Genomic DNA, 14,406 nt, shown 5'->3' on the forward strand with positions numbered 1-14,406 from the left:
TTCCTGTTGGCAGTCAGTCTGCTCGGCGCGGCCGAGCGCGCAGCACCCACCGCGGGGAGGTCGGCTTTCCGGCCGGACATCCAGGGCCTGCGCAGTGTGGCGGTGATCGCGGTGCTGCTGTATCACCTCGGGGTGCCGTTCGTGCCGGGCGGATTCGTGGGAGTCGATGTCTTCTTCGTCATCTCCGGTTTCCTGATCACCGGGCTCCTCCTCCGGCAGCTCGTCGAGGACGGACGGGTCTCGCTGGTCGGGTTCTACGCGCGAAGGGCCAGCCGGCTGCTGCCGGCGGCGACGCTCGTCCTCGTCGTCACGGCCGCGCTGACCGCTGTGCTCCTGCCCGTCACGCGCTGGGCCTCGATCGGGTGGGACCTCATCGCCTCGGCGTCCTACGTCCAGAACTGGCGGCTTGCCGCCGACTCCGTGGACTACCTCACGAGTGACGCGGCCCCCGGGCCCCTCCAGCATTACTGGTCCCTTGCCGTGGAGGAGCAGTTCTACCTGGTCTGGCCCCTGCTCCTCATCGCCGCCGGGGGGCTCCTGACGGGGAAGAGGCGCCGGCGCGGGCCGATCCCGATGGAACGTCTGCGCCCGCTGCTCCTCGTCGCCCTCACCCTGGTGCTTCTGCCGTCGCTGGCCTGGTCCATCCACTACACCGCGACAGCTCCCGGGCCCGCCTACTTCGCCTCGACGACGCGGTTCTGGCAGCTTGCGCTCGGCGCCCTTCTCGCCGTGGCCGTCGCGCAGCTCGAGAGGCTCCCCCACGCTGTCGCGACGATTGCAGGGTGGGCCGGAATGGGCGGCATCATCGCCTCCGCGGTCCTGATCGACGGCTCGGTCCCGTACCCGGGAAGCGCTGCGCTGATCCCTACGGTGTCCTCCGCCCTGGTCATCGCCGCGGGCGTCGGCCGGGCTCCGCTCGGGCCCGGCCTCGTCCTCGGCACCCGACCCATGACCTTCCTGGGGGACATCTCCTACTCCCTGTACCTCTGGCACTGGCCGCTCATCGTCCTGGCGACGGCGGTGGTCGGAGAACCCGACGCCGTGACGGGGACCGTCATCGCCGGGCTCTCGATCGGCCTCGCGTACCTCACGTACACCGTCGTCGAGAAACCCGTCAGCGGGTGGAGTGCGTTCAGGGACGCCTCCCTCCGCGGCGTCTGTACCGGACTCGTCCTCATGGTGGTCGGCGGCATCGCCGGCGGGCTCCTCGTCACAGCGGTCCGCACGGAAGTGGACAGGGCGGAAGCCGTTCGTGTGCAGGTGCAGACGGTCCTCCACGGCGCCAGAACTCTCCCGGCGAACCCGCGATCAGCCGGGTTCGAACCGCAGGCGACGGCGGAGGACATCGCGCCGATGCCTGTCGTCGCAGCGAAGGACTTCCCCACCTGCGACTCGGCCAAGATCAGTGAGACCGAGATCGTCTCCTGCGAGTACGGGGAGAGGGCATCGGACATCCACGTGGCCCTCGTGGGTGACTCGCACGCGAAGCAATGGATCCCCGCCCTCGAGAAGATCGCCCAGGAGCGAGGCTGGAGGCTCACGGCATACATCCATGACGCCTGCCCCTTCGCGACGGGCGAGCTCGAGCGGAAGGGCAGGGTGTACACGACCTGCATGGACTGGAACGGCCGGATGCAGGACCTGCTGCAGGAGGACCCCCTCCTCAGCATGGTCATCACCAGCAGCTACACCGTCAGCGCCGGGATCTCCGGAGCGACCGACGACGTCGCTGCCATGTCGGAGGCGTTCCGGAGGTCCTGGAGCACCTTCACTCGGAACGACATCCCGGTGGCCGTCATCAGGGACACCCCCGCGCCCGGGTTCGACGTCCCGGAGTGCGTCGCGGCCAATACCGCCGCACTGGGCGAATGCTCCGCGCCCCGGGGCGAAGCAGCTGACGACAAGGGGCTGGCGCAGGTGGCGGGGGTGCGGGGCCTCCCCGGAGCCACCCTGATCGACCTGAACGACTTCATCTGCCCTGCCGACGAGTGCCCGCCCGTCATCGGTGACGTCCTCGTGTACCGGGACGGCGACCACCTGACCGCCACGTATGTCCGGTCCCTCTCCTCCCGCCTCGCGCCACCGCTCGACGCGCTGCTCGACGTCCCGTAGCAGGGCTCGTAGGGTGGCGCCGAGGGGAAGGACGCCCTCGTCGCGACGCTCCGGCATGAGCCCGGGGGCTTCAACGCGAAAGGCCGGTACTCCCACTATTCCTAGCGGAAGTACCGGCCTCTCCTTGCTGTGGCAGATGAGGGATTCGAACCCCCGTAGGCGTTGCCAGCTGATTTACAGTCAGCCCCCTTTGGCCGCTCGGGTAATCTGCCGAACGTCTTCACAGGAAGACCGCCCGCAGCAAGCGCGGGCAAGACAACTTTACAGACAAACGGCCCCGGTGACGAATCGGGTGGATCGTCACAGGCCTGCGGCCACCCTGCGCTCGATCTGGGCGTAGAAGGCGTCTGCCTGCCGGGGCGTCACCAGGCGGAACAGGACGGCCTGGTCGAGGTCGGCCCGGACACCCGCGAGGCGCTCCCCCGGGGTCGTGGCACCGTCCGTCGCAGTGACGGGCGACGCGACGCTCACCTGCGAGGCGGTATCGAGTCCGAGGATGATGTCGCTCGCGGCGTCGTCCACGGACTCGGAGCTCGCGGCCACCGCCCTCGGCGGGACGGCGAGTGCCGGTACCGCCGTGAAGCCCGTCAGCGACGCCGCCGTCGCGGCGGCGAGGAACGATCCCGCCACCGCCTTGCGGAGGCGGATCTGGTAGCGCCGGCGTCGTGGTTCAGGCATCTCGGTTCTCTCTGTGGCGGAAGCGGTACGGGTGATCCCACCGTGCCACCGGACCCGGTGTCTGCCCCCTACGACTCCTGACCGTTGCCTGTGAACGGGGCCGCAGCGGGCCGGGAGGGTTGCGGATAGTCTTGAGGGCAGGAAATCCCATCACCCCGAGGAGGAATCGTGGCAAGCGAATCCACGTTCGACGTCGTCAGCAAAGTGGACAAGCAGGAGGTCGCCAACGCGCTCAACCAGGCGCAGAAGGAGATCGCGCAGCGGTACGACTTCAAGGGGGTCGGTGCGGAGGTGGACTTCAGCGGCGAGAAGATCCTCATGAAGGCCAACTCGGAGGAGCGTGTGCTGGCCGTCCTCGACGTGCTGCAGTCCAAGATGATCAAGCGGGGCATCTCCCTGAAGTCCCTCGACACCGGGGAACCCTTTCCCTCGGGCAAGGAGTTCCGCTTGGAGACCTCCATCAAGGAGGGCATCGCCCAGGACATCGCGAAGAAGATCAACAAGCTGATCCGCGACGAGGGACCCAAGGGCGTCAAGTCGCAGATCCAGGGCGACGAGCTGCGCGTCAGCTCCAAGTCGCGCGATGATCTGCAGGCCACGATGGCCCTGCTCAAGAACTTCGACGAAGCGGACCTGCAGTTCGTGAACATGCGCTGACCCGGGCATGAGGCACAGACGACGGCGGCCCCACCTGCAGGAGGTGGGGCCGCCGTCGTCGTTCCGGGCTGATCAGCCGAGCGGTCGGCCGGCCATGCCCTCGAGGCGTGCGATGCGCTGGTCCATCGGCGGATGCGTGGCGAACAGGCGGCTCATGCCGGCGCCCTTGAACGGATTGGCGATCATGAGGTGTGAGGTGTTCACGAGGCGCTGGTCCTGAGGGAGCGGTGCGCGCTGCGTCCCGATTTCGAGCTTGCGGAGCGCCGATGCGAGCGCCAGCGGGTCGTCCGTCAGTGCCGCACCGTCCTCGTCGGCGTCGAATTCCCGGGTGCGGCCGATGGCGGTCTGGATGAGGCCTGCGGCGAGGGGCGCGAGAAAGGCGAGCAGCAGTGCTCCGATCGGGTTGCCGCCCTGGTTGCGGTTGCCTCCCATCATGCCGGCGAACGCGAACATCTGGGCCACGGACGTGATCACGCCGGCGACGGCCGCCGCGATGGAGCCCGTCAGGATGTCACGGTTGTAGACGTGCATGAGTTCGTGCCCGAGTACGCCGCGGAGCTCGCGCTCGTTCAGCAGCTGCAGGATCCCCTGCGTGCAGCACACGGCGGCGTTCTCCGGGTTGCGGCCCGTGGCGAAGGCGTTCGGGGCCGGGGTCGGCGAGACGTAGAGCCGGGGCATGGGCTTGCCGGCGCGCGCGCTCAGCTCCCGGACGATCCGGTACATGGCGGGCGCCTGCTGCTCGGTGACCTCGACGGCGCGCATGCTGCGGATGGCGATCTTGTCGCTGTTCCAGTAGCTGTAGGCGATCGATCCGACGCCGAGCAGTGCGAAGATCCAGAGGAACGCCGAGCTGCGCGTGGCTCCGGCGACGACCGCGCCGAAGACGAGGAAGATCCCCATGAGGGCGCCGAACAACAACGCCGTCTTGGCACCGTTGAAATGGTTGTGCACTGTCACTCCTTGCGACGACGACGGCCGGGCGCCGCCCACCGGTACAACGGCGGGTCGGAGCGCGGTGTTCCATTCATCGTACGGCGAGGGGCGTCACCGAGGACGGGCCGGGGCGGCGGTCAGGCCTCCGGCCGGCGGGAGTCGTACCGCGCGAACCGGGGCTGCCAACGGGCCACGGCGAGTACCAGCACGATACAGGCGACACCCCCGACGACGGCGGTCCAGCCCTCCCCCAGCCAGGCGGCCTGGCCGCCGGCCACCATGTCCCCGAGGCGGGGACCACCGGCGACGACGACGATGAACACGCCCTGCAGGCGCCCGCGCATGGCGTCCGGCGTGGCGGACTGCAGGATGGTGTTGCGGAACACGCTGCTGACCGAATCGGCGATGCCTGCCAGCACCAGGCAGGCTGCTGCAGGAAGCACCCACACCGACAGTTCCCCCTCACCGGGAACCGGCAGGGCCGACGAACCCGCCATGACGACCACGAGCCCGAAGCCCGCCACGGACGCACCCCACCCGACGATCGACCAGATCACGGCCCGGCCGTGCTTGTGGATCCGGCCGAGGGGTCCGGAGAACAGGCCGGCCAGCACCGAACCGAACGCGGCCGAGGCGAGCAGGATGCCGACGGTCTGTTCACCTCCGCCGATGAGCACAGCCCCGACGGCGGGCAGCAGCGCCCGCGGCTGGGAGGTGATCATGGCGATCAGGTCGAGGATGAACGTCATGCGGATGTTCGGCCGTGTACCGAGGAAGCGGAAGCCCTCGAGGACCGTCGCGAGCCCGGCGCGTCGGGTGGGACCCTCAGGGGGCAGGGACGGGAGCCGGAAGACGGCCCACAGCGCGAAGGTGAAGGTGACGACGTCGACCGTGTACGTCCAGGCGTAGCCGACCTGCGCCACCAGGAGGCCGGCGAGCAGCGGCCCGACGGTGAAGGCGAGGCCGAAGGTGATCATGCTCAGCGCATTGGCGGCCGGCAGCAGTTCCGGGCGGACGAGGCGCGGGATGATGGAGCTCCTGGTGGGCTGGTTGATGCCCGCGGCGCCCGACTGGATGGCGACCAGGAGATACAGCAGCCAGACGCTGTCGACGCCGATCCAGGCCTGCGCGGCGACGGCCATGGTGGTGCCCCACAGAGCGAAGCCGGAGTAGAGGGCGACGGTCCGCCGGTCCTGCGCGTCGGCGATCGCCCCGCCGTAGAGGCCTGCGACGACCAGGGGCACGAGTGCGAACAGGCTGAGCAGGCCCACGCTGAACGTGGACTGGGTGAGCGAGTAGATCTGGAGGCTGACGGCGACGATGGTGAGCTGCGTGCCGATGGCCGAGAGTGCCGACCCGATGTAGAGCCGCCGGAATGCCGGCGATTCCTTCAGCGGGGTGATGTCGGCGAGGAGTCGTGGCACGGGGAAAGTCTAGCCGGGCATTGATTCGCTGCAGCAACGAACCTGGCACGCCTCAGGCGGAGTCGCGTTCCCCTGCCCCGATGGCGCGGTCGATCTCCTGCAGGACCCGCCTGTCCGCGATGGGCCGGAAATGGCCCATGGTGTCCAGTTGGACGTTCCGTGCCCCCTCCACGAAGCTCCCGCCCGGGATGTGGGGATCGAACCGCCCGTAGATCGAGGTGATGCGGCTGTTGAGCGCGAGATTGGCCAGGAGCGTCCGGAGCGTCGGGTTGCGCGGCGAGAACGCGCGGATGCTCGGCAGGAAGAAGAATTCGGCGTAGACGGAACCGGAGAACGGCGTGTTGACGGCGACGAGGCGGGTGATCCGCGGTGCCACGCTGGACATGGTCATGAGGAACTTGCCGATCAGCCCACCCTTGCTGTGCGCCACGATCACGACGTCGGTGAGGTCGTGCTCCTCGAGGTAGCCGGCGGCGAGCTGGGCCATCGCCTCCACGGTGCCGCGGTTGTACCCGAGTTTCTGCACGACATGCACGGGATGACCTGCCCGGTGCAGGTGGTCGGCGACGGGCCGCAGGAACTGCCAGGTCTCGTAGATGCCCGGGATGAGGAGCACCGGTGCCTTGCCTCGGGGAGCATCGGCGGCGGGAGTGAGGTACTGGGCGGGATCGGCCCGGAAGAGGAAACCCTGAACCTGCCAGAAGCCCACGTAGGCGTAGTCCAGCAGCCAGGCCCGGCCACGCTTGAGAAGGTTCACCCTTTCCACGGTACCCATCGCGAGCCACCCGTGGTGCGCAAGTTAGTCGGACCTTATTATGACTAACTCAGATTTACTGGTTCACTGAAGCCATGATGCAGGCAGCGATGACACCGGAGGCCCGCGAGGCCCGCTGGTCCGCAGCCCTGCACGTCCATGGCCGCCGCGTGACGCGCCAGCGCCTCGCGGTCCTCGCCGCCGTCGAGCAGTACCCCCACGCCACGGCCGACGACGCCGCGACCGCGGTCCGCGCGGACCTGCCGCACATCACGGTGCAGTCCGTCTACGTGATCCTGGCCGACCTCACCGACATCGGCCTGCTGCGCCGCATCGACACGCCGCACTCCCCCGCCCGCTACGAGACCCGCGTGGGCGACAACCACCACCACGCGATCTGCACCGGCTGCGGCCGGATCGAGGACGTCGACTGCGCCGTGGGACACGCGCCCTGCCTGACCCCCGAGTGGTCGCCCGGTGCACGCCGCATGACCATCCAGATCGCGGAGGTCCTCTACCAGGGCCTCTGCGACGACTGCCGCTCGGCAGCCCCCAGCCACCACTGATCCCCAACCCCTAGGAACAGGAGCACTATGTCCGCGAACTTCAGCACCACGCAGTCCGGCGCCCCCGTCATCGATGACAGCAACTCGTCCGTCCTCGGCCGCGACGGCGCCATCCCGCTGACCGACCACTACCTCATCGAGAAGCTGGCCCAGTTCAACCGCGAGCGCGTCCCCGAGCGCGTGGTCCACGCCAAGGGCGGCGGAGCGTTCGGTGTCTTCGAGACCACCGAGGACGTCAGCATGTACACCCGCGCGGCGCTCTTCCAGAAGGGCACGACGACGGAGACCCTCCTCCGCTTCTCCTCCGTGGCCGGCGAGCAGGGTTCACCGGATACGTGGCGCGACCCCCGAGGCTTTGCCCTGAAGTTCTACACCTCCGAGGGCAACTACGACCTCGTGGGCAACAACACCCCGGTGTTCTTCATCCGCGACGGCATCAAGTTCCCCGACTTCATCCACTCGCAGAAGCGCCTTCCCGGCACCAACCTGCGCGACGCCGACATGCAGTGGGACTTCTGGACGCTCAGCCCCGAGTCGGCGCACCAGGTGACCTGGCTGATGGGTGACCGCGGCCTGCCGAACTCGTGGCGCACCATGAACGGCTACGGCTCGCACACCTACATGTGGATCAACGAGTCCAACGAGAAGTTCTGGGTCAAGTACCACTTCAAGTCCAACCAGGGCCACGAGGTGCTGACGGTCGACGAGGCCGAGGCGCTGGCCGGCTCGGACGCCGACCACCACCTGCGCGACCTCTCGGAGAACATCGCGAAGGGCAACCACCCGAGCTGGGACCTCAAGGTCCAGATCATGCCCTACGACGATGCGAAGACGTACCGCTTCAACCCGTTCGATCTCACGAAGGTCTGGCCGCAGGGCGACTACCCCCTCATCCCGGTCGGCAGGCTCACGCTGAACCGCAACCCGGAGAACTACTTCGCGCAGATCGAGCAGGCGACGTTCGCGCCGTCGAACTTCGTGCCCGGTATCGCCGCGAGCCCCGACCGCATGCTGCAGGCCCGCATCTTCTCCTACGCGGACGCGCACCGCTACCGCGTGGGCACCAACCACGCGCAGCTGCCCGTGAACATGCCGAAGAACGAGGTGCGGAACTACTCGAAGGACGGCGCGGCGCGCTACTACTTCAACTCCTCCTCCACCCCGGTGTACGCGCCGAACTCCGTCGGCGGGCCCGCCGCGGATCCGGCGCAGTACGGTGCGCACGGCGGCTGGGAGAACGACGGCGACCTCGTCCGGGCAGCGCACTCGCTGCACGCGGAGGACGACGACTTCGGCCAGGCCAGCACGCTGTACCGCGAGGTGTTCGACGACGCGCAGCGTGCGCGCTTCCTGGAGACGATCACCGGCGCGGTCGGCGGCGTGAAGAGTGACGACATCCGCGCCCGCGCCGTCCAGTACTGGGCGAACGTGGACGCCGAGCTCGGGGCGAAGCTGGCCGCGAACCTCGGCCACGGCATCACGCCGGCCACCGAGTCGGAGGCCGCCCTCTACTAGGGGATGCACGGACAAGGGCGGGCCCGGTCGGGTCCGCCCTTTCCCGTGTCCCGCGCCGCCCGTCCGAGGTGCGGCGCTCCGGCGGAGCGGCGCGGGCCCCTAGGCTGGAACCATGCCTTCCCTGCCCTGCGCCGAACTGCACCTGCACATCGAGGGGACCCTGGAGCCGGAGCTCATCTTCACCCTGGCCGCCCGCAACGGGATCCGCCTGCCCTACGCCGACACGGCCGACCTGGCGGATCGTTACGCGTTCACCGACCTGCAGTCGTTCCTCGACCTGTACTACGCCAACATGGACGTGCTGCGCACCGAGGCGGACTTCACCGACATGACCCGGGCCTACCTCCGCCGCGCAGCCGCGGCCGGAGTGCGGCACGCGGAGATCATGATGGACCCGCAGGCGCACCTCGCCCGCGGCATCGCCCTCGAGACCTGTGTCGGCGGAGTGGCTGCAGCACTGTCCACGAGCGAGGCCGACTACGGCATCAGCACCTCGCTGATCGCCGCCTTCCTGCGCGACCGCCCCGCCGCGGAGGCGCTCGCGGTCCTGCGGGACCTCCTCGCCATGGAGGCCCCGATCATCGGGATCGGCCTCGACTCCGCCGAGGTGGGCTATCCGCCGTCGCTCTTCGCCGAGGTGTACGACGTCGCACGCGCCGCCGGCCTGAAGTGCATCGCGCACGCGGGCGAGGAGGGCCCGCCCGGCTACGTCCGGGAGGCGCTCGACATCCTCCGGGTGGACCGGCTGGACCACGGCATCCGGTGCCTCGAGGACGAGGCGCTCGTGCAGCGGCTCGTCGCCGACCAGGTGCCGCTGACGGTCTGTCCGCTCTCGAACGTCCGGCTCCGCGCCGTCGCCACCCTCCGGGACCACCCACTGCCGGCGATGCTGGCCCGCGGGCTGAACGTATCCGTGAACTCGGACGATCCCGCCTACTTCGGCGGGTACGTCGACGACAACTTCTCCGCGCTGCGGCAATCCTTCGGACTGGGCGTGGACGACCTCGCGACCCTCGCCGCCAACTCGTTCCGCTCCGCGTTCATCAGCGGGGAACGGCGCGCCGCCCTCCTGGCCGAGGTCGAGGCCTGGAGGTCCGCGCCGGGCGCGGCCGGCGTCGTCTAGGCTTCCCGGCCGAGACCGTTTAGGCTCCCGGGCGCCGCGGTGCGAGACTGCAGGCAACGGCTGCACATCGGCGCACCGACGGAGGAGGACCGACCGTGGACGACTTCAGGATCCTGCATGCGGCCGGGATCCTCGAGGTCATGTGGCGGCCCGGAGCCGTGATCGGGCCCGCCGAGCTCGACGTGCTCGCGAACACGATCACGCATTTCCCGCACTGGCACTCCGCCCCGATGCTGGTGCACCTGACCCTGGTCAGGCACATCACGCCGCCTGCACGCCAGATGCTCGTGGCCTACCGCCACCTCGGGCCCATCGCGCTGATCGGGAGCGACCCCGTGGACAGGGTCCTCGCCGCCTTCATCGCCCAGTCCCGCAGCCGGACACGGTACTTCGCGGAAGCGGACGACGCGCGGGACTGGTTGACCGCCGTCCGGCGGGACCTGCCGTCGCCGGTGGACCTCCGCGTCCCGCTGCACTGAACCACCGTCGGCGGACCCACCACCGGGCCCTGTCCCTGTGCTCTCCTTCACATCCATGCCGATCCGTTGGATCCGCGGAAACGCCCGATGGTACGTTGCGGCCATGGACACCACGGCACCCCCACCCGAGACCGACGAACCGGACCTGATCGTCCGGCATTCGGCCTTCGAGGACGTCCTCGGGATCGTCACGGGAACCTTCACGGTGTCGCTCGGCCTGTTCCTCCTCAAGACGAGTGGCGCCGTGACCGGTGGCACCGCCGGTCTGGCACTGCTCCTGAGCTATCTGGGCGGACTCCCCTTCAGCGTCCTGTTCTTCACCGTGAACGTGCCGTTCTTCGCACTGGCCGTGTGGAAGAAGGGATGGGATTTCACCCTGCGCACCATGGCGGCGGTCGCACTGGTCTCCGCCCTGTCCTACCTGCATCCCCTCGCGCTCGGGAACGTGATGCTGGATCCGCTCTATGCAGCCCTCGGTGGGAACCTGCTGGCAGGCGTGGGGCTCCTGATCCTCTTCCGCCACAAGGCGAGCCTCGGCGGGTTCAACATCCTCGCGCTGATCCTCCAGGAACGCCTGGGCTGGCGGGCCGGGTACGTCCAGATGGGTCTGGACACAGCCGTCATCCTCACGGCCCTCACCGTGGTCGAGCCGGCCGGCGTCCTGCTGTCCGCCGTCGGGGCCGTTCTGCTCAACCTGGTCCTGGCCCTCAACCACAGGCCCGGCCGCTACCTCGGCACATAGCGGCTCCCGCCGGCCGGACGCACCGGCCGGACGGCGCCCCGACGACGGCGCCGCCCGGCACGAGCAGGACTAGACGGAGACCGGTACGCGCTCCTCATTCTCCTCGCGGAGCAGCTTCGCACCCTCGACGTCGACGTCCGGCAGGATCCGCTCGAGCCAGGCGGGAAGCCACCACGCGTGCCGTCCCAGCAGGTACATCGCGGCCGGAACCAGCGTCATGCGGACCACGAACGCGTCCAGCAGCACGCCGAAGGCGAGTCCGAACCCGATCGGGCGCACCATGGCGAGGTGCGAGAAGACGAAGCCCGCGAACACCGACACCATGATGATCGCCGCCGCGGTGACCACGCGCGCGCCGTGGCTGAAGCCGATGCGCACCGCGGCCTTCGGGTCGTCACCGTGGACGTACGCCTCACGCATGCCCGACACCAGGAACATCTGGTAGTCCATCGCGAGGCCGAACAGGACGCCGATCAGGATGATCGGCAGGAAGCTCAGGATGGGCCCCGGATTGGTGACCCCGAAGAAGTCCCCGAGCCAACCCCACTGGTAGATGGCAACCGTCGCGCCGAAACTCGCCAGGAGGGACAGCAGGAATCCGGCCGTCGCGATGACCGGCACGAGGATCGAGCGGAAGACCAGCAGGAGCAGGATCAGTGACAGGCCGACCACGATGCCCAGGTAGACCGGCAGCGCCTCCATCAGCTTCGCGGACACGTCGATATTCGCAGCGGTCTGCCCGGTCACGGCGATCGGGACACCCGTCTCCTCCTCGAAGTCGTCGGTCAGAGCGCGGAGATCCCGGACGAGGTTCTCGGTGGTCTCGCTCGCCGGGCCCTCCTCCGGGAGGACCTGGAAGATCGCGGTACGACCGTCCTCGCTGACCGCCGCGGGCACGGATGCGGCGACGTCCGGCACCTCGAGCAGGCGGTCGTTGACGTCCAGCCGCAACGCGGTCAGCTCGGCGTCGTCGGCGGTCTCGGGCAGGGACCCCACGACGATCAGCGGGCCGTTGGTGCCCGCGCCGAACTTGTCCCCGATCGTGCTGTAGGCCTGGAACGCCGTCGAGTCGGCGGGTTCGGTGCCGCCGTCGGGCAGGCCCACGCGGAGCTGTGCCGCAGGGATCGCGATGACGCCGAGGAGGAGGATCCCGGCGAGGACCGTCAGGACGGGCCGCCGCGTGACGATGCCACCCCATCCCGCACCCCGCGCCGCGCGTTGGTCGGCGAGGGACGTTCCGCTGTCCGTATCGAGCGGTGCGGCGGCCGAGTGCCTACCACCGTGGGTCCGGGCCCAGCGGCGCTTCGAGACGACCCGCCGTCCGATCACCGCGAGCAGGGCCGGCGTGAGGGTCAGGGCCACGAGCACGGACACCGCGACGGTCCCGGCGGCCGACAGTCCCATCACCGTCAGGAACGGCAATCCCGGTACTGCCAGCGCGGCGAGGGCCACGATCACGGTGATACCGGCGAAGAGGACCGCGTTACCCGCCGTGCCCGTGGCCCGGGCGAGCGACTCCTGCAGGTCCATCCCGTGCAGCAGCTGCGTGCGGTGCCTGTTCACGATGAACAGCGAATAGTCGATGCCGACGGCGAGCCCGAGCATCAGGGCGAGGACGGGAGAGATGCTGTTCATCTCGATCACGCCGGAGAGCGCGAACGTGATGCCCACGCCCACCCCGACGCCGACGATGGCCATCAGGAGCGGGAGCCCCGCGGCGATCAGCGTGCCCAGCATCACGATCAGCACGACGGCGGCGACGGCCAGGCCGACGGCCTCCGTGGCACCGACGATCCCCGATACGTCCTCGACGATCTCCTTGCTGTAGTCGACGGCCACGCCGGCTGTCTCGGCGTCGGCGGCCGTCTCCTGGACCGCTTCCCGCAGTTCGGGCGACACGCCGTTGATCTGCTGCTCGAACTGCACGCTGGCGACCGCCGTCGTGCCGTCCTCGGAGACGAGGCTCACGCCGGACGTCGCCTCGAGCTGACGCTGGGCGAGCTCCAGCTCGGCCCTGCCGGACTCGAGCTGCTCGCGGCCGGATGCAAGCTCGGTCCGGCTCGCGTCGAGCTGCGCCTGTCCCTGCGCGAGCTGCTGTTCGGTGGTGGTCACCTGCGCCGGCGGGAGCGTTCCGCGGGCCTGTTCGAGCTGCGCACGCTGCTGGTCGAGCTGGGCCTGGCCCTGCACGAGCTGCGCCTCGCCCGCGCTCAGCTGCTGCTCGCTCGCCGTGAGCTCGGCGCGGCCCGCTTCGATCTCCTGACCACCGGCGGCGACCTGGTCCGCGACGTCGAACGGGTCGACGACACCGCGCACACCGTCCAGGTCCGCGATCGCTGCCAGAGCGGACTCGACCCCGTCGCGTTGCTCGGGCGAGAAGGCGGTCCCGTCCTCGGTGGTGAAGACCACGGTGCCGGTCCCGCCGACGGCCTCGGGCAGTTCCTCCCGCAACCGGTCGGAGATGCGCTGCGACTCCGTCCCGGGGATCGTGAAGTTGTTCGTGAGGGTTCCCGAGAAGGCGACGGCGGCCCCCGCCACCGCGAGCATGATCGCCAGCCATGCGGAGATGACCCACCACCTCCTCCGGAACGCGAACGAGCCGAGCCGGTAGAGCAGAAAAGCCATGGAGTGGTCCTTGCGGGGTGAGGGGCGGAGGCCGGGGAAGGGGTGGTGTCAGGGACCGGCAGTTACGGACGGCACAGGGCTCGTGCCCTGCGCCGTCGCCGTCGTGTCCGCGGCGATGTCCGCCGCGGAATCGGTCGTGGGATCGGCGAAACCGTTCCGCAGCATGGTCAGCGATGCGAGGATGCGCGCCTCGAGCTGTGTGCCCGAGTCGTCGCCGGACTCGGGCGTGCTGGCGGCCCAGTCCCGCATGGCCGCCTTCGTGCAGGACAGCACGCACCCCACCAGCGCGGTGAGGTAGAGGGTGGATGCGGCAGGTCCGAGGCGCCGACGCAGGGCCTCGACGATCAGGGCCTCCGCCCGCTCCCACGAGTGCAGCTGTGCGCGCAGGAGATCGGGATTCGAGTCCGCCATCCGGAAGAGCTCGCCGTGCTGGGACAGCCCCTCCATCCGTGTGGTCTCGGAGAACGCCCGGACGATGGAGTCGAACAACGGCTCGTCCTGAGGTAGCTGCCCGAACACGGCGAGCGCGAGTTCGAGGAACCCGTCCGTCCGCACGGTCAGGGCGTCCTCCGCACTGTGGAAGTAGTTGAAGAACGTCCGGCGCGACACTCCGGCCCGCGCGGCGATCTGGTCCACGGTGAAGGCTCCCGGACCGACGGAGCGGGCGAGGTCGAAGGCCGCGTCCGCGATCGCGCGGCGCGTGTCGACCTTGTTCTGTTCACGGCGGCCCAGGGGGCCGGCGTTCTCGGTAGTACTCAGCACGGGTCAAGCGTAGGGGCAAAGTTGCACACCGTGCAAACA

Annotated in this window: 13 protein-coding genes and 1 tRNA gene; 7 read left to right on the forward strand and 7 right to left on the reverse strand. The window is 69.3% G+C overall.

From position 1 onward, the window contains the following. The first annotated feature begins 6 nt into the window (after positions 1-6). Positions 7-2,112 carry an acyltransferase family protein gene (locus AC0Z9V_RS07030; RefSeq protein WP_485141096.1) on the forward strand — a complete coding sequence of 702 codons (2,106 nt, stop codon included), beginning with the start codon at positions 7-9 and terminating at the stop codon, positions 2,110-2,112. A gap of 130 nt (positions 2,113-2,242) precedes the next feature. On the opposite strand, the gene AC0Z9V_RS07035 is transcribed toward AC0Z9V_RS07030, so the two are convergent. After that, a tRNA-Tyr gene (locus AC0Z9V_RS07035) sits at positions 2,243-2,324 on the reverse strand. A gap of 88 nt (positions 2,325-2,412) precedes the next feature. Further along, positions 2,413-2,790 carry a hypothetical protein gene (locus AC0Z9V_RS07040; RefSeq protein WP_459287209.1) on the reverse strand — a complete coding sequence of 126 codons (378 nt, stop codon included), beginning with the start codon at positions 2,788-2,790 and terminating at the stop codon, positions 2,413-2,415. A gap of 168 nt (positions 2,791-2,958) precedes the next feature. On the opposite strand from AC0Z9V_RS07040, the gene AC0Z9V_RS07045 reads away from it, so the two are divergent. Next, the gene (locus AC0Z9V_RS07045; RefSeq protein WP_104051037.1) at positions 2,959-3,447 is read left to right on the forward strand and encodes a YajQ family cyclic di-GMP-binding protein; all 489 of its coding nucleotides are present in this window, start codon (positions 2,959-2,961) and stop codon (positions 3,445-3,447) included. Positions 3,448-3,519: 72 nt separating this feature from the next. Here AC0Z9V_RS07045 and htpX read toward each other — a convergent pair whose 3' ends face one another. The 3 genes from htpX to AC0Z9V_RS07060 all read right to left on the reverse strand — a co-directional run bounded on the left by htpX (position 3,520) and on the right by AC0Z9V_RS07060 (position 6,561). Then, positions 3,520-4,398: a zinc metalloprotease HtpX gene (htpX, locus tag AC0Z9V_RS07050; protein WP_133082308.1), complete on the reverse strand. Its 879-nt coding sequence runs from the start codon at positions 4,396-4,398 to the stop codon at positions 3,520-3,522. Positions 4,399-4,517: 119 nt separating this feature from the next. After that, positions 4,518-5,804, reverse strand: coding sequence for an MFS transporter (locus AC0Z9V_RS07055; protein WP_459287211.1), 1,287 nt, complete (start codon positions 5,802-5,804; stop codon positions 4,518-4,520). A 52-nt stretch (positions 5,805-5,856) separates the two neighbouring features. Further along, the gene (locus AC0Z9V_RS07060) at positions 5,857-6,561 is read right to left on the reverse strand and encodes an esterase/lipase family protein (RefSeq protein ID WP_485141097.1); all 705 of its coding nucleotides are present in this window, start codon (positions 6,559-6,561) and stop codon (positions 5,857-5,859) included. Between the two features lie 92 nt (positions 6,562-6,653). Here AC0Z9V_RS07060 and AC0Z9V_RS07065 point away from each other — a divergent pair, with 92 nt between their 5' ends. The 5 genes from AC0Z9V_RS07065 (at position 6,654) to AC0Z9V_RS07085 (ending at position 10,983) form a co-directional block, all read left to right on the forward strand. Further along, positions 6,654-7,124, forward strand: a complete 471-nt coding sequence (locus AC0Z9V_RS07065) for a Fur family transcriptional regulator (protein ID WP_432206091.1) — start codon at positions 6,654-6,656, stop codon at positions 7,122-7,124. 27 nt (positions 7,125-7,151) lie between these two features. Next, positions 7,152-8,639 carry a catalase gene (locus tag AC0Z9V_RS07070; protein WP_485141098.1) on the forward strand — a complete coding sequence of 496 codons (1,488 nt, stop codon included), beginning with the start codon at positions 7,152-7,154 and terminating at the stop codon, positions 8,637-8,639. Between the two features lie 112 nt (positions 8,640-8,751). Beyond that, the gene (locus tag AC0Z9V_RS07075) at positions 8,752-9,762 is read left to right on the forward strand and encodes an adenosine deaminase (RefSeq protein WP_485141099.1); all 1,011 of its coding nucleotides are present in this window, start codon (positions 8,752-8,754) and stop codon (positions 9,760-9,762) included. Positions 9,763-9,857: 95 nt separating this feature from the next. Then, positions 9,858-10,241: a DUF7793 family protein gene (locus AC0Z9V_RS07080; RefSeq protein ID WP_485141100.1), complete on the forward strand. Its 384-nt coding sequence runs from the start codon at positions 9,858-9,860 to the stop codon at positions 10,239-10,241. A gap of 103 nt (positions 10,242-10,344) precedes the next feature. Further along, complete coding sequence (locus AC0Z9V_RS07085) at positions 10,345-10,983, forward strand: YitT family protein (protein WP_459287221.1); 639 nt, start codon at positions 10,345-10,347, stop codon at positions 10,981-10,983. A gap of 69 nt (positions 10,984-11,052) precedes the next feature. Here AC0Z9V_RS07085 and AC0Z9V_RS07090 read toward each other — a convergent pair whose 3' ends face one another. After that, positions 11,053-13,605, reverse strand: coding sequence for an MMPL family transporter (locus tag AC0Z9V_RS07090; protein WP_459287223.1), 2,553 nt, complete (start codon positions 13,603-13,605; stop codon positions 11,053-11,055). Between the two features lie 48 nt (positions 13,606-13,653). Then, on the reverse strand, positions 13,654-14,367 hold the full coding sequence (locus tag AC0Z9V_RS07095; protein WP_485141101.1) for a TetR/AcrR family transcriptional regulator: 714 nt from the start codon (positions 14,365-14,367) through the stop codon (positions 13,654-13,656). Between the last annotated feature and the right edge of the window lie 39 nt (positions 14,368-14,406).

It is taken from the genome of Arthrobacter sp. UYP4, from assembly GCF_057291175.1.

Bases quoted from the DNA above. Each gene is read 5' to 3' on its own strand.
- AC0Z9V_RS07075 (WP_485141099.1), top strand. From the start codon at position 8,752: ATGCCTTCCCTGCCCTGCGCCGAACTGCACCTGCACATCGAGGGGACC.
- AC0Z9V_RS07085 (WP_459287221.1), top strand. From the start codon at position 10,345: ATGGACACCACGGCACCCCCACCCGAGACCGACGAACCGGACCTGATC.
- AC0Z9V_RS07070 (WP_485141098.1), top strand. From the start codon at position 7,152: ATGTCCGCGAACTTCAGCACCACGCAGTCCGGCGCCCCCGTCATCGAT.
- AC0Z9V_RS07090 (WP_459287223.1), bottom strand. From the start codon at position 13,605: ATGGCTTTTCTGCTCTACCGGCTCGGCTCGTTCGCGTTCCGGAGGAGG.
- AC0Z9V_RS07040 (WP_459287209.1), bottom strand. From the start codon at position 2,790: ATGCCTGAACCACGACGCCGGCGCTACCAGATCCGCCTCCGCAAGGCG.
- AC0Z9V_RS07065 (WP_432206091.1), top strand. From the start codon at position 6,654: ATGATGCAGGCAGCGATGACACCGGAGGCCCGCGAGGCCCGCTGGTCC.